This window comes from Rahnella sp. Larv3_ips (genome assembly GCF_003697865.1).
GTDB classification, from domain to species: Bacteria; Pseudomonadota; Gammaproteobacteria; order Enterobacterales; family Enterobacteriaceae; genus Rahnella; species Rahnella rivi.
Genome location: NZ_MJIB01000004.1, coordinates 1136671 through 1153708, shown reverse-complemented (window position 1 = coordinate 1153708; position 17038 = coordinate 1136671). Strand labels below are relative to the sequence as shown.

16 protein-coding genes are annotated in these 17038 nt (G+C 57.7%); 10 read left to right on the top strand and 6 right to left on the bottom strand.

Features of this window, described 5'->3' with window-relative positions:
- Window positions 1-31: 31 nt before the first annotated feature.
- Window positions 32-1018, bottom strand: a complete 987-nt coding sequence (gene lsrR / locus ED901_RS07535) for a transcriptional regulator LsrR (RefSeq protein WP_056780619.1) — start codon at window positions 1016-1018, stop codon at window positions 32-34.
- 231 nt (window positions 1019-1249) lie between these two features.
- On the opposite strand from lsrR, the gene lsrA reads away from it, so the two are divergent.
- From lsrA to lsrG, 6 genes are read left to right on the top strand one after another with little or no spacing between them, the layout of a single operon-like run.
- Window positions 1250-2812 (top strand): autoinducer 2 ABC transporter ATP-binding protein LsrA, encoded by a 1563-nt coding sequence (gene lsrA, locus ED901_RS07530; protein ID WP_122095496.1) that lies wholly within the window; start codon window positions 1250-1252, stop codon window positions 2810-2812.
- Window positions 2806-3882 carry an autoinducer 2 ABC transporter permease LsrC gene (gene lsrC, locus ED901_RS07525; protein WP_122095495.1) on the top strand — a complete coding sequence of 359 codons (1077 nt, stop codon included), beginning with the start codon at window positions 2806-2808 and terminating at the stop codon, window positions 3880-3882. Before lsrA ends, lsrC begins: the two co-directional genes overlap by 7 nt.
- Entirely contained in the window at window positions 3882-4904 is a 1023-nt protein-coding gene (lsrD, locus tag ED901_RS07520; protein ID WP_122095494.1) for an autoinducer 2 ABC transporter permease LsrD, read from the top strand. The genes lsrC and lsrD overlap by 1 nt, the downstream gene beginning before the upstream one ends.
- 28 nt (window positions 4905-4932) lie before the next feature.
- Window positions 4933-5934 (top strand): autoinducer 2 ABC transporter substrate-binding protein LsrB, encoded by a 1002-nt coding sequence (gene lsrB, locus ED901_RS07515; protein WP_371414292.1) that lies wholly within the window; start codon window positions 4933-4935, stop codon window positions 5932-5934.
- An 18-nt stretch (window positions 5935-5952) separates the two neighbouring features.
- Window positions 5953-6828 (top strand): 3-hydroxy-5-phosphonooxypentane-2,4-dione thiolase, encoded by an 876-nt coding sequence (gene lsrF / locus ED901_RS07510; protein ID WP_122095493.1) that lies wholly within the window; start codon window positions 5953-5955, stop codon window positions 6826-6828.
- A gap of 3 nt (window positions 6829-6831) precedes the next feature.
- Window positions 6832-7122: a (4S)-4-hydroxy-5-phosphonooxypentane-2,3-dione isomerase gene (gene lsrG / locus ED901_RS07505; RefSeq protein ID WP_056780596.1), complete on the top strand. Its 291-nt coding sequence runs from the start codon at window positions 6832-6834 to the stop codon at window positions 7120-7122.
- Window positions 7123-7268: 146 nt separating this feature from the next.
- On the opposite strand, the gene ED901_RS07500 is transcribed toward lsrG, so the two are convergent.
- The 5 genes from ED901_RS07500 to ED901_RS07480 form a co-directional block, all read right to left on the bottom strand.
- Window positions 7269-8114, bottom strand: coding sequence for an amino acid ABC transporter ATP-binding protein (locus ED901_RS07500; RefSeq protein ID WP_240993885.1), 846 nt, complete (start codon window positions 8112-8114; stop codon window positions 7269-7271).
- A gap of 27 nt (window positions 8115-8141) precedes the next feature.
- Window positions 8142-9056, bottom strand: coding sequence for an amino acid ABC transporter permease (locus ED901_RS07495; RefSeq protein WP_122095492.1), 915 nt, complete (start codon window positions 9054-9056; stop codon window positions 8142-8144).
- 35 nt (window positions 9057-9091) lie between these two features.
- Window positions 9092-9595, bottom strand: coding sequence for a GNAT family N-acetyltransferase (locus tag ED901_RS07490; protein ID WP_056780587.1), 504 nt, complete (start codon window positions 9593-9595; stop codon window positions 9092-9094).
- A gap of 15 nt (window positions 9596-9610) precedes the next feature.
- Entirely contained in the window at window positions 9611-10540 is a 930-nt protein-coding gene (locus ED901_RS07485) for an ABC transporter substrate-binding protein (protein ID WP_183848133.1), read from the bottom strand.
- A gap of 204 nt (window positions 10541-10744) precedes the next feature.
- The gene (locus ED901_RS07480) at window positions 10745-11929 is read right to left on the bottom strand and encodes a M20 peptidase aminoacylase family protein (RefSeq protein WP_122095490.1); all 1185 of its coding nucleotides are present in this window, start codon (window positions 11927-11929) and stop codon (window positions 10745-10747) included.
- 236 nt (window positions 11930-12165) lie between these two features.
- On the opposite strand from ED901_RS07480, the gene ED901_RS07475 reads away from it, so the two are divergent.
- The 4 genes from ED901_RS07475 to ED901_RS07460 all read left to right on the top strand — a co-directional run bounded on the left by ED901_RS07475 (window position 12166) and on the right by ED901_RS07460 (window position 16831).
- Window positions 12166-13152: an MsnO8 family LLM class oxidoreductase gene (locus tag ED901_RS07475; RefSeq protein ID WP_122095489.1), complete on the top strand. Its 987-nt coding sequence runs from the start codon at window positions 12166-12168 to the stop codon at window positions 13150-13152.
- A gap of 9 nt (window positions 13153-13161) precedes the next feature.
- Entirely contained in the window at window positions 13162-14499 is a 1338-nt protein-coding gene (locus ED901_RS07470; RefSeq protein WP_056780575.1) for an LLM class flavin-dependent oxidoreductase, read from the top strand.
- Between the two features lie 185 nt (window positions 14500-14684).
- Window positions 14685-15662: an oxidoreductase gene (locus tag ED901_RS07465; protein WP_122095488.1), complete on the top strand. Its 978-nt coding sequence runs from the start codon at window positions 14685-14687 to the stop codon at window positions 15660-15662.
- Window positions 15663-15856: 194 nt separating this feature from the next.
- On the top strand, window positions 15857-16831 hold the full coding sequence (locus ED901_RS07460; RefSeq protein WP_122095487.1) for a chemotaxis protein: 975 nt from the start codon (window positions 15857-15859) through the stop codon (window positions 16829-16831).
- Window positions 16832-17038 lie beyond the last annotated feature (207 nt).

The following is a 17038-nucleotide window of genomic DNA, read 5'->3' as shown; positions in this document are numbered from 1 at the left end:
CCTGACCGCCACACCCCTTACACCCTGCGGGTCAGCCGAGCAGCGCCAGCATGGCTCTTGCTGTGCTCTCTTCAGTAACCAGTGCGTTAATGCGTTTACCTTTCAGCGCCGCGACAATGGCCTCGGCTTTCTCGACACCGCCCGCCACGCCTAACACGGTGGGGATGCTGGCCAGTTCGTCCGGCTTCACGGCGATCAGCTCATCGTGGATCGCCATATTTTCTGCCAGCTCGCCGCTGCGCTGCATAAAGAAACCGAGAATGTCGCCGACCGCGCCTTTGCGGCCAAATAACAACTGTTCGCCTTCGCTGATATACCCGGAGCGCAGGATCGTCGCTTCCTGTTTCTGGTTCAGCGAACCAATGCCGACCACCGCGATATCGGCGGCGCAGGCTGCCAGCATCACGTCGTGAACGTTTCGTTCCTGACGGAAAATCGCGGCCACGCTGGCGGATGATGCCCGCAGCGGCGCGGGAATAATGCTGACCCCGCAGGCGGCATCCAGCTGGCCGATGCCGGTCATGTACGGCCCGACACCGCCGGAAAGCGTCACCATGCGGATTTGCTGCGAGGAGATAAATCCGCTCAGGTGTTGCAGCGTACTCATCGCCGTTTCGCCAAAGCCTACCGCCAGCAGCTGTTCTGGTTTGAGCAGGGTCATCAGCATATGCGCCGCGCCGACGCCCAACCGTGCGCTCAGCGAGCCGTCGGCCAGCTGCGGCAGCACGCGGATTTGCTGCAAGTCAAAACGTTCCAGCAGGGTGTTTTCCAGCGACAGACACCCCTCGAAACGCGAGTTAATTTGCACCCGGATCACCCCGGACTGCCGGCCTTTTTCCAGCAGGCGCGAGACTTTCAGCCGCGTCAGCCCAAGCCGTTCACCAATCTCATTTTGGGTCAGGCCGTCGTGGTAATAGAACCACGCGGTGCGCGCCAGCAGTTCCTCTTCACCCATGCTGAATTCCAGATGATTAGTTAAATCGGACAGGACCGTTTTTGTGCCGTTTTCAGAAGTCATAGTGAACACTTATCAAAATGTAGATCAATTGTTCGTTAACGAAATGTTGTTAACTGTGATGTGTATGGCAAATTCCAAATGATTGATGCCTGAATCATATCGCAGAGTATATGAGTTGAACAAATTGTGATCGACCCAAAAGTTTTCTTCCCCACCGCAGACTAGGTTTATGAACAATGTTAAATGATAAATACATTTGTTCACTTAATGTATCCAGTCCGAGGGCGACGCATGCAGCACAGCGAACATTCATCCGCAGCACCCGGTTGCCCGCCTGTACTTTTACAGGTCAGCGGCGTCAGCAAAAATTTTTCCGGTATCGCCGTGCTGAAAGACATCAGTTTCAGCCTGCACTCCGGGGAAGTGCATGCGCTGCTCGGCGGGAACGGGGCCGGGAAATCAACGCTGATGAAAATCATTGCCGGCGTCGAGACAGCGGACAGCGGTGAGATGCAGCTCGCGGGGCAACCGCTGGTGGCGATGACCCCCGCGAAAGCGCATGAGGCGGGCATCTATCTGGTGCCGCAGGAGCCGATGCTGTTCCCGAGCCTGACGGTGCGGGAAAATATTCTGTTTCGCTTACCCGCCCGGCAGGCCAGCGAGAAAAAACTGCAACACACGCTGGACGGGCTGGGCTGCAACCTGCCGCTCGGTGCGCTGGCTGGCACCCTTGAGGTGGCCGATCAGCAACTGGTGGAAATCCTGCGCGGACTGATGCGCGACGCGCGATTGCTGATCCTCGATGAACCGACCGCCTCGCTGACACCGGCAGAATCCGCCCGCCTGTTTACCCAGGTCAGGCATCTGACTGACAAAGGCGTCGGCGTGGTGTTTATCTCGCATAAACTGCCGGAAATCCGCGCGATTGCCGACCGTGTCAGCGTCATGCGCGACGGCAATATCGCGCTGAGCGGCACATTGTCTGACCTCGATAACGATGCGCTGATCCGCGCTATCACCCCGCGAAACCTGGACAACGCGCTGCCCGCAGAACAAAAACTGTGGCTGGATCTGCCCGGCACACGGCGTAATCAGGCAGGCAGCGAACCGGTCTTACAGGTGCAGAATCTGACCGGTGAAGGCTTTATCAATATTTCGTTCAGCGCCCGCGCCGGGGAAATCGTCGGGCTGGCAGGCGTGGTGGGAGCAGGGCGAACCGAACTGGCGGAAACCCTGTATGGCCTGCGCCCCGCGCAAAGCGGTCAGGTGATGCTGATGCAACAAGACATCAGCGGCCTGACGACCTTACAGCGGCTGAAAAAAGGGCTGGTGTATCTGCCGGAAGACCGGCAGGCCTCCGGCCTGTATCTGGATGCGCCGCTGAGCTGGAACACCACCTCACTCACCTTCAACCGTCAGGGCTGGTGGCTGAATATCAAACGCGAAGCCGCGGTGCTGGAACGCTATCACCGGGCACTCGGCATTAAATACCGCGACGGGGCGCAAACCGCCCGCACGCTTTCCGGCGGTAATCAGCAAAAACTGCTGATCGCCAAATGCCTCGAGGCGCAGCCAGCGGTGCTGATTGTGGATGAACCGACGCGGGGCGTGGATGTGTCCGCGCGCGCCGACATTTACCAGCTGCTGCGCAACGTGGTGGAGCAGAACGTGGCGGTGATCCTGATTTCTTCCGATCTCGATGAGATCGAAGCGCTGGCAGGGCGGGTGTTCGTCATGCATCAGGGGGAACTGAGCGGAGAATTGCGCGGGGCGGACATCAACGTCAATAACATCATGCACATCGCGTTTGGTAATCATCCCCAGACCGCCGCCACCGGAGGATCCTCATGCTAAAGCGCATACAGAACAATCGTGAGCTGACCGCGCTGATGGCGATTATCGCGCTGTTTGCCCTGCTCGGCGCAATGGACAGCCAGTCATTCAGCTTCCAGACCCTGAGCATGATTTTCGGCAGCGCGCAGATCCTGATGTTGCTGGCGATGGGGGCCACCGTGGTGATGCTGACCCGCAACATTGACGTATCGGTGGGTTCCATTACCGGCCTGTGCGCCGTGACGCTGGGCGTGCTGCTCAACGGCGGCATGAGCCTGCCGCTGGCCTGTCTGCTGACGCTCGGCACCGGCTTGCTGGCCGGGGTGTTCAACGGTGTGCTGGTCGCGTGGCTGCGTATTCCGGCGATTGTCGCCACGCTCGGTACGCTCGGGTTATACCGCGGGCTGATGCTGCTGATGACCGGCGGCAAATGGATTGAAGGCTTACCGGCCGGGCTGAAATCGCTCTCTGAACCGGTGTTCCTCAGCGTTTCATCACTGGGCTGGCTGGTGATTGTTTTACTTGCGGCGATGTTCTGGATGCTCAGCCGCACCGCCTTTGGCCGCAGTTTCTACGCTGTCGGCGACAACTTACAGGGCGCACGGCAGCTCGGCGTGGCGGTCAACCGCGTGCGCATTCTGGCGTTCGGCATCAACGGCATGATGGCGGCGATCGCCGGGATCGTGTTCGCCTCGCAAATCGGCTTTGTGCCAAACCAGACCGGCAGCGGGCTGGAGATGAAAGCCATCGCTGCCTGCGTGCTGGGCGGCATCAGCCTGCTCGGCGGCACCGGTTCAATCGTCGGCGCGGTGCTCGGCGCCTATTTCCTGACCCAAATTGACAGCGTGCTGGTGTTGTTACGTCTTCCTGCCTGGTGGAACGATTTTATCGCCGGCGTGGTGTTGCTGGCGGTGCTGGTGTTCGACGGCAGATTGCGGCAGGCGTTGCAGAAAAACCTGCGCCGCCAGAAATACGCCCGTTTCCTTTCCGCCAGCCCGCCGGTTTCGAAGAAACCTGCTGAACGTAAATCTCAGCAACCGAAAAATACCAGCCGACGGCTAAGTACCGGCAAAAAGAGCGGGGTGGTGTGATGAATAAACTTCAACAATATGGCTGGGAAGCGGCGCTGCTGGTGCTGCTGATTGCCGAAATCTTGCTGTTCGGTTTCGCCAACCCGCGCATGCTGGACGCCAGTACACTGCTGTTCAGTACCAGTGATTTCATCACCATCGGCATTGTGGCGCTGCCGCTGACGCTGGTGATTGTCAGCGGTGGCATCGACATTTCTTTCGGTTCCACTATCGGCCTGTGCGCCATCGCGCTCGGCGTGTTGTGTCAGGCCGGTGTGCCGCTGGCGCTGGCGATAGTCCTCACGCTGGCGCTCGGTGCCGCCTGCGGTTTACTCAACGCGGCGCTGATCCTCTATACCGGCGTCAATCCGCTGGTGATCACGCTCGGAACGCTCTATCTGTTCGGCGGCAGCGCCTTGCTGCTTTCGGGGCTGGCGGGCGCGACGGGTTTCGAAGGCATCGGTAATTTCCCGGATGCCTTTACCAATTTCGCCAATCAGGTGGTGCTGGGATTACCCATGCCGCTGCTGATCTTCCTGCTGGCGACGCTGTTTTTCTGGCTGCTGATGCACCGCAGTCGCACCGGTCGCAACGTGTTCCTCATCGGTCAGAATGCCCGTGTGGCGCGTTACGGCGCGCTGCCGGTCAGCCGCACGGTGTTTGCCCTTTACGGCATGACCGGGCTGGCCTCCGCGGTGGCCGCCATTCTGATGACCTCTTATTTCGGCTCGGCGCGTTCTGATCTCGGTAACGCCTTGCTGATGCCCGCCATCACCGCCGTGGTGCTCGGCGGCGCCAATATCTACGGCGGTTCAGGTTCCATTCTCGGCACGGCGCTGGCGACGCTGCTGATCGGGTATCTCCAGCAGGGTTTACAGATGGTCGGCGTCTCCAGTCAGGTTTCCAGCGCGCTGTCGGGTGCGCTGCTTATCCTGGTGGTGATTGGCCGTTCCGCTAGCCTCAACCGGGGTCTTATCCGCAGTGTTTTCCAGCGTTATCGCCAGCGTTGGTCTGCGCCTTCTTCTGTCACGTCTTCTCAATAAGCCGGGGTTAATGATGAAAGCCAACACAATGAAAACCGTATTAATTGCCAGCGCCGTCAGCCTCGCCTGCCTGAGCGCGCAGGCGGCAGAACGTATCGCGTTTATTCCTAAACTGGTGGGCGTCGGTTATTTCACCAGCGGCGGTAACGGCGCCACGGCAGCGGGCAAGGCGTTGGGCGTGGATGTAACCTACGACGGCCCGACCGAACCGAGCGTTTCCGGTCAGGTGCAGATGATCAACAACTTTGTCAATCAGGGCTACAACGCGATTGTGGTCGCGGCGGTGTCGCCCGACGGATTGTGTCCGGCGCTGAAACGCGCCATGCAGCGCGGCGTAAAAGTGCTGACCTGGGATTCCGATACCAAACCGGAATGCCGCTCGATTTACATCAACCAGGGCACCCCGCAGCAGCTCGGATCCATGCTGGTGGAGATGACGGCGAGTCAGGTGAAAAAAGAAAAAGCCAAAGTGGCGTTCTTCTATTCCAGCCCGACGGTGACCGACCAGAACCAGTGGGTGAAAGAGGCGAAAGCCAAAATCGCCAAAGAGCATCCGGGCTGGGAAATCGTGACCACGCAGTACGGCTATAACGACGCCACCAAATCGCTGCAAACCGCCGAAGGGATCCTCAAATCTTATGGCGATCTCGACGCGATTATTGCCCCTGACGCCAACGCATTACCGGCTGCCGCACAGGCGGCGGAAAACCTCAAACGCACCAACGTCACCATCGTCGGCTTCAGTACGCCAAACGTGATGCGCCCGTACGTTGAGCGCGGCACGGTGAAACAGTTCGGTCTGTGGGACGTGGTCAGTCAGGGCAAGATCTCGGTTTACGTGGCCGATCATTTATTGAAAAAAGGCGAATTTAACGTGGGTGACAAACTGGACGTACCGGACGTCGGAACGGTGGAAGTGATGCCTAACAGCGTGCAGGGCTACCAGTATGAGGCCAAAGGCAACGGCATTGTGTTACTGCCGGAGCGTGTGGTCTTCACCAAAGACAACATCGGTAAATACGATTTCTGACGATAAGGAGACAGGAAAATGGCAGATCTGGATGACATCAGAGACGGCAAAAACTTCGGCATCGGCACGCCGCAGCACAATCACGCCTTCTTTCTTAAAGGCTGCGGTCAGCTCGACTGGGGCATGCAGTCGCGGCTGGCGCGGATTTTCAATCCTGAATCCGGTCGTACGGTCATGCTGGCGTTTGACCACGGCTATTTTCAGGGCCCGACGACTGGCCTTGAACGCATTGACATCAACATTGCGCCGCTGTTCGCCCACACCGACGTGCTGATGTGTACCCGTGGCGTGCTGCGCAGCGTGGTGCCTGCCGCCGTCAACAAACCGGTGGTGATGCGCGCGTCCGGCGGCAACTCGATCCTGACCGAACTTTCCAACGAAACGGTGGCGGTGGCGATTGAAGATGCGCTGCGCCTGAACGTCACGGCGATGGCGGCGCAGGTGTATATCGGCAGTGAATACGAGCATCAGTCGATTAAAAATATTATTCAGCTGGTCGATCAGGGGATGCGCTACGGCATGCCGACCATGGCGGTGACCGGCGTCGGAACCGACATGGCGCGCGATCAGCGTTACTTCTCGCTGGCGACCCGCATCGCGGCGGAAATGGGCGCCAACATCATCAAAACCTATTTCGTTGATGAAGGTTTTGAGCGCGTCGCGGCGGGCTGCCCGGTGCCTATCGTGATAGCCGGCGGTAAAAAACTGCCGGAACGCGAGGCGCTGGAAATGTGCTTCAAGGCCATCGATCAGGGCGCATCGGGTGTCGATATGGGACGCAACATCTTCCAGTCAGAATCACCGGTCGCCATGCTGAAAGCCGTGAAGGCGGTGGTGCATGAAAACGCCAGCGTGGCACATGCGTATGAACTGTTCCTGAGCGAAAAGGGGTGAATCATGGAAGTGACGCTGGTCGAAATTAATGTTCAGCCGGAGAAGGTGGAAGAGTTTCTGAAAGTGTTCCACGCCAACCATCTCGGCGCGGTGCAGGAGCCGGGAAATCTGCGGTTTGATGTATTGCAGGACGAGACGGTACCGACGCGGTTCTTTATCTACGAAGCCTATCAGGATAACGACGCGGTGCTGGCGCATAAGAAAACCCCGCATTATCTCCGGTGCGTCGAGGCGCTGGAAGGGATTATGTCGGAGCCGAGGAAGAAGACGGTGTTTAAAGGGGTATATCCGTAAGCTGACGTTTAACGTCAAGGTAACACCGGCCTGGGGGCGGCCTGTCGCCGCCGCCCAGGTGCGTAAACCGCGATTGCTGAAAAAGCGGGGCGTAATCCAAAACAGCAAAAGCACTTTTCTGCTATTTTCCGGTGCAATCGGAAATCTTAAAGCACCTTTTCTAAGAAAGCTTTGGTCCTCGCATGAACCGGTCGCTCCAGTACCTGTGCGGCAGCGCCGCTTTCCACCACACGGCCATCCACCATAAACACCACCTGATCCGCCACCTGGCGCGCAAAGCCAATTTCATGGGTGACCACCACCAGCGTGACGCCCGATTGCGCCAGTTTTTTAATCACGTCCAGCACTTCGCCGACCAGCTCCGGGTCAAGGGCGGAGGTGGGTTCGTCGAACAGCATGACTTTGGGATTGAGTGCCAGCGCACGCGCAATGGCGATGCGTTGCTGCTGGCCGCCGGACAAATGTCGCGGCCAGGCGTGGGCTTTTTCGCGCAGGCCAACGGTGTCGAGCAGATCATAGGCCCGCAGGATGGCCTGCTTGCGGCTCAGCAAACCGTGCACCACCGGCGCTTCGATAATGTTATCCAGCACCGTCATGTGCGGGAATAAATTGAAATTTTGGAACACATAACCGACGTGGGTGCGCTGTTTAAGAATGGCGCGCTCTTTCAGTTCGTACAGCGTGTCACCCTTGCGGCGGTAACCGATGTACTCGCCGTCGATCTGAATAAAACCTTCATCCACGCGTTCGAGATGATTGATGGTACGCAGCAGGGTGGATTTGCCGGAGCCGGAGGGGCCGAGGATCACCGTGACCGTCCCCGGTTCGATGTTCAGGCTGACGTTATCCAGCGCCTTATGCGCGCCGTAATATTTGCTCAGGTTACTGATGCTGATGTGTCCGACGGTGGCCGCCTGCGGCCTGCGCGGGAACAACGGCTTAACGGGAGTTTCCGCCGGGCGGTTTACAAATAAATCAAAGGCTTCGGACATGATGATTCTCCTGGAAAGTTAAGCCGCTCACGCGCGGGTCAGACGCCACTGGCGCAGGCGCTGGAAAAGCGTCGGGGCAGTCTGACGTACGGTGCCGCGTGAGAAATAACGCTCGACGTAATACTGTAAAACCGACAGCACCGTGGTGATCAACAGATACCAGATGGTCGCCACCATCAGCAGCGGGATCACCTGCTGGGTGCGGTTGTAAATCACCTGCACGGTGTAAAACAGTTCCGGCATCGACAGCACGTACACAATCGACGTGCCTTTCGCCAGGCTGATCACTTCGTTAAAACCGGTCGGCAGAATTGAGCGCAGCGCCTGCGGCAAAATGATGCGGAAGGTGCGGCGGTATGCCGGTAACCCCAGCGCCGCTGCCGCTTCGTGCTGACCCTGTTCAACGCCCATGATCCCGCCGCGGATGATTTCTGCGGTATACGCCGATTGCACCAGCGACAAGCCGAGAACGGCGACGGAGAACTGATCCAGCAGATCCACGGTCGGGGTGCTGAAAAACGACAGTGAGGTAAACGGAATGCCGAGCGAGAGGTTGTCGTACAGATAGGAAAAGTTGTAGAGGATGATCAGCACCAGCAACAATGGCAGCGAACGGAACAACCAGATGTAACCCCAGGCCAGCGAATTGAGCAGGTAGGATTTCGACAGGCGGGCGAGGGCCAGCGCGGTGCCGAAGATGACGCCAAATACCGTGCCGAGCAGGGTGAGAAGCAGGGTTTTAGCCAGCCCCGACAAAATCACCGGTTCAAAAAACCACTGGCGAAACACACCCCATTCCCAGCGGGGATTGGTGGCTATCGACTGCACAATCGCCAGCAAAATGAACACCGAAAAAACCGCACCGGCCAGCCGCCACGGATAGCGTGCCGGCACCACTTTCAGCGGGGGATGATTCACGAACGGGGATGTGTTTTCGCTCATACTATTTCTGCCTGTATTGAGTGTTATCGTGCCGGTCAGGTGACCGGAACATCAGCGGTCAGTGCCTTGATGAAGGGCAGACGCCCGTCATACGGTGGGCGGGAATACACTTCCGGATCCAGCCGGGTGTCGAACTGCGGCTGATAACCGTGGGATAAATACAACCCGACGGCTTCCGGCTGACGGAAACCCGTGGTCAGAAAGACCCGGCGGTAACCTTGTGCCGCCACCCGACGCTCCAGTTCCTGCAAAATCTTCTGTGCCAGCCCCTGACGGCGCAGCGAACGGTGCGTCCAGATGCGTTTCAGTTCGGCGGTGTCCTCGTCGTAGCGTTTGTAGGCGCCCATCGCAATGGGCGCGCCGTTTCTCAGCAGGACGATAAATGCGCCGCCGGGCGCGGAAAATACGCTGTCATCTTCCGGTGGCTGGCTGGAGAAAAAGTCGCCGTAGCGCTCGCGGTATTCACCAAATAACCCTTCGATGACGGGCGCAATCAGCGGATCGTCCGGCACGGTCTGAATAAAGATATCGTCGCTCATGGTGCAGTCTCCTGATCAGTCGCCCAGTCCCGGCGGGTTGATTTCTGAATGGTCAATTTTTTCGACGCTCTCGCCCCAGCGATCCAGCACCTGTAAATAGGCACCGCTGGCGATGGCGCTGTTGAGCGACGCCTGCACGGCATCCACTAATCCGTTACCCTTTTTCAGCGTGACAGCGATGTTGGCCGTTTTCGGCCAGCCGCCCGGCACGGTGCCGACCAGTTGGGTTTTACCGGTCAGCAGCGATTTATACGCGCCGGTCACGTTCGGGCCGAAAGTGGCATCGGCGCGGCCAGACTGGATCGCCAGCGTCGCGGCGGCATCGTCGGTCACGTATTGCGGTTTAAACGCCGGCAGCCCCTTGGCCTGATTCTCTTTATCCCACGCCAGCAGCACGGCTTCCTGATTGGTGCCGGAGCCGACGATAATGCGTTTACCGGCGATGTCCGGTGCGGATTTTATCGAGGTGATTTTGCTGCCGGTCTTCACGTAAAAGCCCAGCGTGTCTTGGCGGTAAGTGGCGAAATCAAATTTGGTTTTGCGGTCTTTGGTCACGGTGATGTTGTAGATCGCCGCGTCGTATTTGCCGGAGGTGACGCCCAGCGGCCAGTCCTCCCAGGCCGCCGGGACCACTTTCAGCTTCAGGCCCAGTCCGTCGGCCACCAGACGGGCGATATCCGCCTCGCTGCCGATCACCGTTTTGTTATCACGGGCGAACAGGCCAAAGGGCGGGGCACTGCCGAGGACGGCCAGTGCCACGGTCAGCGTCCCCGGTTCGACAAATTTAAAGTTGGCCGGAATTTTTGCCACGGCTTCCGGGCTTTTCGGCGTGTGTATCGGCGTTTCATTGGCAATCAGATCAATACCCGGCGCGGCGTAAGCTGCTGAAGAAAAACTGACGAGTGCTGCGATGGCGGTGGCTGTGAGAGTGGCGCTATGTTTCATCATTATTATTTTTACCCTGCATGCTTATTGTCTGTGGTGATGACCGTGAGGTGACACTTTCACTATTCCCGAGTGTTACAGGGATGTAAAACAACAAAATTAAATAATCAAAGAGAGAAAATGGAAATACAGAGCAGCGGATAAAACCCACGAAAAATGCCCGGAATATCCGGGCGTGAGGAAATAAAATCTGGAATAAAGCGGTTATCCGGCGGTTAATTCCTGCAGGGCTTTTTCGGCCAGTTGCTGGAAATAATTCGCCGCCGGGAAAATAGCGGCTTCATCCGGATTAAACTGCGGATGATGTAAACCAAATTCGCTGGCCGAGCCGATGCTGACGAATGCACCGGGGACGTGATGCAAATAAAACGCAAAGTCTTCGCCGCCCATTTGCGCGGTCGCCACTTCGGCTTTATACCCAAATTCAGCCGCCGCCTGCAGGCTGAACTCTGCCCAGCGCGGGGTGTTGACGACCGCCGGTGGCCCGCCAAACCAGTGCAGTTCGGCTTGTGCGCCCAGGGCAGCGGCGACGCCGGAAATCAGCTGGCGGATCCGCCCCGGAATTTGCTCCCTGATATCGTCGTTATGCGTGCGCACCGTGCCTTCCAGTTCGACATGCTGGGGCAGAACGTTCCAGGTGTTGCCGCCTTCGATGCGGGTCACGCTGACCACCGCCGATTCCTGCGCCGCCACATTGCGGCTGACCAGTGTTTGCAGCGCGGTGACGATATGGCTGGCGGTGACAATGCTGTCCACACCTTCTTCCGGATGCGCCGCGTGCGCGCCTTTGCCGGTAACCGTTATCTGGAAGCGATCGACGTTGGCGTAGAACGCGCCGCCCTTGGTGGAGAAGGTGCCCACCGGCAATTCAGGCGCATTGTGCAGGCCAAAAATCGCATCAACGTTTTCCAGCGCACCGGCCTTGATCAGCTGTGAGGCACCGCCAAACCGCTCTTCCGCAGGCTGGAAAAACAACCTCACGCGGCCAGGCAATTGGTCTTCCCGCGCTTTGAGCAAGTAGGCCGCACCGAGGATCACCGACGTGTGAAAATCATGGCCGCAGGCGTGCATGACGCCCGGTTGCTGCGAGCTGAACGGCACGCCGGAGGTTTCTTCAATCGGCAGGGCGTCGATATCCCCGCGCAGCGCCACCACCGGCCCGTGCTCAGGGCCAATTTCAGCGACAACGCCGGTTTTCAGACCGAGGGATAAAATACGGATCCCCGCCGCGTTCAGCCAGTCGGTAATTTTCCGGGTGGTGACAAATTCCTGATTGGATAATTCGGGATGTTGATGTAATTCGCGACGGTGGGCGATGAGCTGCTTTTCTAATTCAGTATTTTTTGTACCTGCATCGGTACGGATTTCATCGGCAAGTGAAAGGGTCATTATAAATAGCCTTATATGGGTAGAGATTGCAGTCATTTCATCCTAGCCACTCAGGGCGAAGGGACTAAATACCCTGTGGCTATAATTTATAAACGAAATCGCAAACCCGCCGCATAGCAAAATATTCACTATAGAAACGCGATTTAATTATTTCGTTTCAGGCTGACTTCGTGGAACTCTTTTTATCATTAATGATGTGGCTACCGGACACCGGCAGATAAAAAGGAATGCCCGACGTGAATTACCGACTGAGCTTATTAGATCAAAGCCCGATACCTGACGGGCAGAGCGCTGCGCAGGCACTGGAGGCGACGCTGACCTTTGCGCAGGCGGCGGAAAAACTGGGGTATCACCGCTTATGGGTTTCCGAGCACCATGACACCGATAAACTGGCCGGCAGTTCGCCGGAAGTGCTGATCGCCTGGCTGCTGGCGCGCACCTCGCGGCTGCGTATCGGCTCCGGCGGTGTGATGCTGCAACATTACAGCCCGTACAAAGTGGCCGAGAATTTCCATCTTTTGTCCTCGCTGGCGCCGGATCGCGTTGATATCGGCATCGGCAAGGCGCCCGGCGGTTTGCCGCTTTCGACCAAAGCCTTGCGTGCGCACAATCACGCTGATAATGCGCCGGGCTTTCCCGCGCAGTTGCAGCAACTCACGCATTATCTGACCCATCTTGATGACCATCTGGCCGGGACCGAAGCACGCGCCTTGCCGCGTCCGCCGGTGGCTCCGCAGCGCTTTCTGCTGGGTGCCAGTAAAGAGAGCGCGCGGCTGGCGGCATCCCTTGGCTGGAACTTTGTTTTCGCCGGTTTCATCAATACGTCAGCAGAAGTGATGACCGAATCGGTGCTGGCATTCCATGAATATTCTGCGGGTCAGGGCCAGGCACTGGTGAGCCTGGCGGTGCTGGCGGCGCAGACGCGTGAAGAGGCCGCCGCTCTGGTGGCGGAACAACACAATTTTCGCGTCACGATTGGCGACCGGCACGTCACCGTCGGCACGCGCGAGCAGGCGGAAGCCTTTGTCCGTCAGGCCGGTGAGAAACATTTCACCATCGAAAAGCAACAGATAAGCGTGCTGCACGGCACACCCGGCGATATCCATGAGCAGTTGCGTGATATTCAGCGCCGTCTGTGCGTCAACGAATTCGTCCTGCACACCCCACTGACAGATGCCGCCGTGCGTCTGAAGTCCATTGAATTGCTGGCTGGCCAGCTGTAAGGAGATTTCATGAGCCATTCAAAAAGTATCAAGCTCGGTCTGATGTTGCACGGTGCAGGCGGCCATATGAATTCGTGGCGTCATCAACAGGCGCCTGCCGATGCGAGCGTTAATTTCCCCTATTTTCGTGATCTGGCCCTGCGCGCCGAAGCCGCCGGGTTTGATTTCCTGTTTGTCGCCGACGGCCTGCACATCAACGAAAAATCGCTGCCGCATTTCCTCAACCGTTTTGAACCGATCGCGCTGCTGTCTGCGCTGGCCTCAGCCACGCACAGCATCGGGCTGGCGGGCACCATTTCAACCTCTTACAGCGATCCCTTTACCGTCGCACGTCAGCTGGCGACGGTAGACAACATCAGCCAGGGGCGCGCGGGCTGGAACGTGGTGACGTCGCCGCTGGCCGGTTCAGCTAAAAACTTTGGCAAGGATCACCCTGAACACGCGCTGCGTTACCAGATTGCCGAGGAGTACATCAGCGTGGTGCAGGGGTTGTGGGATTCGTGGGAAGACGATGCCTTTGTCCGTGACCGTGAAAGTGGCGTGTTTTTCGATGCCGCCAAACTGCACAAACTGAACCATCAGGGGCAGTTCTTCTCGGTGGAAGGGCCGCTGAACATTCAGCGTTCGCCACAGGGGCAGCCGGTGATTTTCCAGGCCGGTGCGTCGGATGCCGGGATCGCCCTGGCGGGAAAATCAGCCGATGCCGTTTTCACTAACGCCCGCACGCTGGAAGAAGCGCAGGAGTATTCGGCCAAATTACAGGCGCAGGTGGCGAAAAATGGCCGTCATCCGGTGGGTATTTTCCCCGGCATCAGCCCGATTGTCGGCCATACCGAAGAAGAGGCCGAAGCCAAATATCAGTATTTGCTGTCGCTGTTATCCCTCGACGATGCGCTGGCGTACCTCGGGCGCTTCTTCGATCACCACGATTTCAGCCAGTATCCGCCAGACGGCCCGTTCCCGGAGCTGGGCGATCTGGGGCAAAACACCTTTCGTTCGACCACAGACAGCATCAAAAAACAGGCGAAAGAGCAGCATCTGACGCTGCGTGAAGTGGCCTATCAGACCACGCTGCCGCGCGGTGAGTTTTTCGGCACGCCGGAGCAGGTCGCCGATACGCTGATCCGCTGGGTGGAAGAGGGCGGTGCGAGCGGATTTATCATCAGCGGACCGGTACTGGTGGAAGCGCTCGCCGACATTACGCGGCTGGTGTTGCCGGTGCTGGAAGCGCGCGGTTACTGGCATCCTTCGCAGGCGACCACGCTGCGCGAACGGCTGGATATTCCGTTCAAATCCAACCGGTACAGCGTGCAGGAAACCCGCCGCGAAACGGTGAACGAGAAATAGTTACAACATACTAGCCATTGACTCCCCGCCCGCTTCGGTAGCCCCGAGCGGGCTTTTTGCTTTGCAGGGCGGTACAGGGTGCCGGGGGGTATCCTGACAAAAAGCCTTCCGGGCTTGCCTCGTCAAAAGATTGGGCGTAGGTTTCGCAAAACCCTTCGAAATCCCGGAACGCTTAAGGAAAACATATGAAAGCATTGGTTCTCGAACAACAAGACAAGGCAACGCTTGCGCACGTGAAAGAGATTGCGCTGCCGGAAATGACCGAAGGCGATGTGCTGGTTGATGTCAGCTGGTCAGGGCTTAATTACAAAGACGCGCTGGCCATTACCGGCCAGGGCAAAATTATCCGTCAGTTTCCGATGGTGCCGGGCATCGATTTTTCCGGCCACGTCAGCCGCAGCAAAGATCCGCGTTTTTCCGTCGGGCAGTCAGTGATCCTCACCGGCTGGGGCGTCGGTGAAACCCACTGGGGCGGGCTGGCGGAACAGGCCTGCGTGAAAGGCGACTGGCTGGTGCACTTGCCGGAAGGCATGGCGGCGCGTAACGCCATGATCATCGGTACCGCCGGATTCACCGCCATGCTGTGCGTGATGGCGCTGGAAGACGCCGGTGTGACGCCGGAAAGTGGCACCGTGGTGGTGACCGGTGCCAGTGGCGGTGTCGGCAGCACAGCGGTGGCGTTACTGCATACCCTCGGTTACACCGTGGCGGCGGTCACGGGCCGGGAATCGACCCACGAATACCTGCGTAAACTGGGCGCCAGCGAGATCCTCTCCCGCGATGATTTCGCCGAAACCCGTCCGCTGGAAAAACAGATCTGGGCCGGTGCGGTGGATACGGTCGGTGACAAAGTGCTGGCAAAACTGCTGGCGCAGACCAATTACGGCGGCTGCGTGGCAGCCTGCGGCCTGGCCGGAGGGTTTAATCTGCCTACTACCGTGATGCCGTTTATCCTGCGCAATGTGCGCCTGCAGGGCGTCGATTCGGTGTCGGTGCCTGCCGAACGTCGTGCGGCGGTCTGGGAACGCCTGATGAATACCTTGCCGGAAAGCTTCTACCAGCAGGCTGCCACGGAGATCACGCTGGAAATGACGCCGGCGGTGGCGGCAGATTTCCTGAACAATAACATTCAGGGCAGAACCCTGGTGAAGATCGGCGGCTAAGCTGCCTGACCCGGTATCCTCTGCGATACCGGGTAACTTTCCGCTCAATTTTCTCTTCGCTCTAAAGAATTGCCCCTGACCAGCCGATAAAAAGAATGTCCCTCTGAGAAAAAAGAGAATGAAATTCCTTATTTTCCGAATGACGCACAGCGTAATCACAGACAAAAACAAATCACGACAGGCCTGGGGAAAGTATGGACAATTTTCAGAAAGACATCGATGAGAGAACGAACCTCACTTCATCTAACCGCTTTGAATTATTGCTGTTCCGTCTGGGCTCTGCGCCAGATGAAGAAAAGTCTGAACTCTTTGGTATCAACGTGTTTAAACTCCGTGAAATCGTACCGATGCCTGCGCTGACGAAAGCGGCGGGTATGGCCTCGCCGATGATGGGGATGGCTAATATTCGCGGTGAAATTATTCCTGTGATCGACCTGCCTGCCGTGGTGGGCTGTGTACCTAAAACCGGCCTGAACATTCTGCTGGTCACCGAATATGCGCGCAGTACACAGGCGTTTGCGGTGGAATCGGTGGACGATATCGTCCGTCTTGAATGGAGCCAGGTGCTGGCTGCGGAATCCGGTGTGAAGAGCCGCAACATCACCAGCATTGCGCGTCTGGATAACGATACCTCCAGCAACCGCCTGGCGCTGGTGCTCGACGTCGAACAAATCCTCTATGACATCGTGCCGTCCAGTGGCAACGTGTCCATCGATAAGCAAAAAACCAAAGCGTTTTCTCTCAAACCCGGCGCGGTGGCGATCGTGGCGGAAGATTCCAAAGTGGCGCGTTCGATGCTTGAGAAGGGCCTGAACATGATGGAAATTCCGGCGCAGATGCATATCACCGGTCTGGAAGCCTGGAATAAAATCCGCAAAATGGCCGAAGAGTGCAAAGCCGAAGGGCGCCCGATTTCCGATAAAATTTCCTTCGTATTAACCGATCTGGAAATGCCGGAAATGGATGGCTTTACGCTGACGCTCAATATCAAGCGCGATGAGTTCCTGAAAAATATTCCGGTGATCATCCACTCTTCTTTATCCGGCAGCGCCAACGAAGATCACGTGCGCAGAGTCGGGGCTGACGGTTACGTCGCCAAATTCGAAATCAACGAACTGGAAGCGGCAATTCACAAAGCGCTGGACGCCAAAGCGGTGGCGGTGGCGTAACGGCTGAAAAGGGCAGCGGCCTGCCCGGCGTGTTTCCGGTCAGGATTGGCTCAATTTTCGATATATTGCAGGGCGGTAAGGGAAATATTCCCGATACCGCCCTGTGCGTTATTTATCACTGCCGTTTCATGTCAATAAAATAATGCACATTTAACTTCATGGTATTAATGGTGTTAAGTCGCTGGTACGCGGCGGATAATTGTAATT

What these genes read in the sequence shown, in the direction of transcription:
- lsrR (WP_056780619.1), bottom strand. Translation starts at nt 1,018, where the DNA reads ATGACTTCTGAAAACGGCACAAAAACGGTCCTGTCCGATTTAACTAAT.
- lsrA (WP_122095496.1), top strand. Translation starts at nt 1,250, where the DNA reads ATGCAGCACAGCGAACATTCATCCGCAGCACCCGGTTGCCCGCCTGTA.
- lsrC (WP_122095495.1), top strand. Translation starts at nt 2,806, where the DNA reads ATGCTAAAGCGCATACAGAACAATCGTGAGCTGACCGCGCTGATGGCG.
- lsrD (WP_122095494.1), top strand. Translation starts at nt 3,882, where the DNA reads ATGAATAAACTTCAACAATATGGCTGGGAAGCGGCGCTGCTGGTGCTG.
- lsrB (WP_371414292.1), top strand. Translation starts at nt 4,933, where the DNA reads ATGAAAACCGTATTAATTGCCAGCGCCGTCAGCCTCGCCTGCCTGAGC.
- lsrF (WP_122095493.1), top strand. Translation starts at nt 5,953, where the DNA reads ATGGCAGATCTGGATGACATCAGAGACGGCAAAAACTTCGGCATCGGC.
- lsrG (WP_056780596.1), top strand. Translation starts at nt 6,832, where the DNA reads ATGGAAGTGACGCTGGTCGAAATTAATGTTCAGCCGGAGAAGGTGGAA.
- ED901_RS07500 (WP_240993885.1), bottom strand. Translation starts at nt 8,114, where the DNA reads ATGTCCGAAGCCTTTGATTTATTTGTAAACCGCCCGGCGGAAACTCCC.
- ED901_RS07495 (WP_122095492.1), bottom strand. Translation starts at nt 9,056, where the DNA reads ATGAGCGAAAACACATCCCCGTTCGTGAATCATCCCCCGCTGAAAGTG.
- ED901_RS07490 (WP_056780587.1), bottom strand. Translation starts at nt 9,595, where the DNA reads ATGAGCGACGATATCTTTATTCAGACCGTGCCGGACGATCCGCTGATT.
- ED901_RS07485 (WP_183848133.1), bottom strand. Translation starts at nt 10,540, where the DNA reads ATGAAACATAGCGCCACTCTCACAGCCACCGCCATCGCAGCACTCGTC.
- ED901_RS07480 (WP_122095490.1), bottom strand. Translation starts at nt 11,929, where the DNA reads ATGACCCTTTCACTTGCCGATGAAATCCGTACCGATGCAGGTACAAAA.
- ED901_RS07470 (WP_056780575.1), top strand. Translation starts at nt 13,162, where the DNA reads ATGAGCCATTCAAAAAGTATCAAGCTCGGTCTGATGTTGCACGGTGCA.
- ED901_RS07465 (WP_122095488.1), top strand. Translation starts at nt 14,685, where the DNA reads ATGAAAGCATTGGTTCTCGAACAACAAGACAAGGCAACGCTTGCGCAC.
- ED901_RS07460 (WP_122095487.1), top strand. Translation starts at nt 15,857, where the DNA reads ATGGACAATTTTCAGAAAGACATCGATGAGAGAACGAACCTCACTTCA.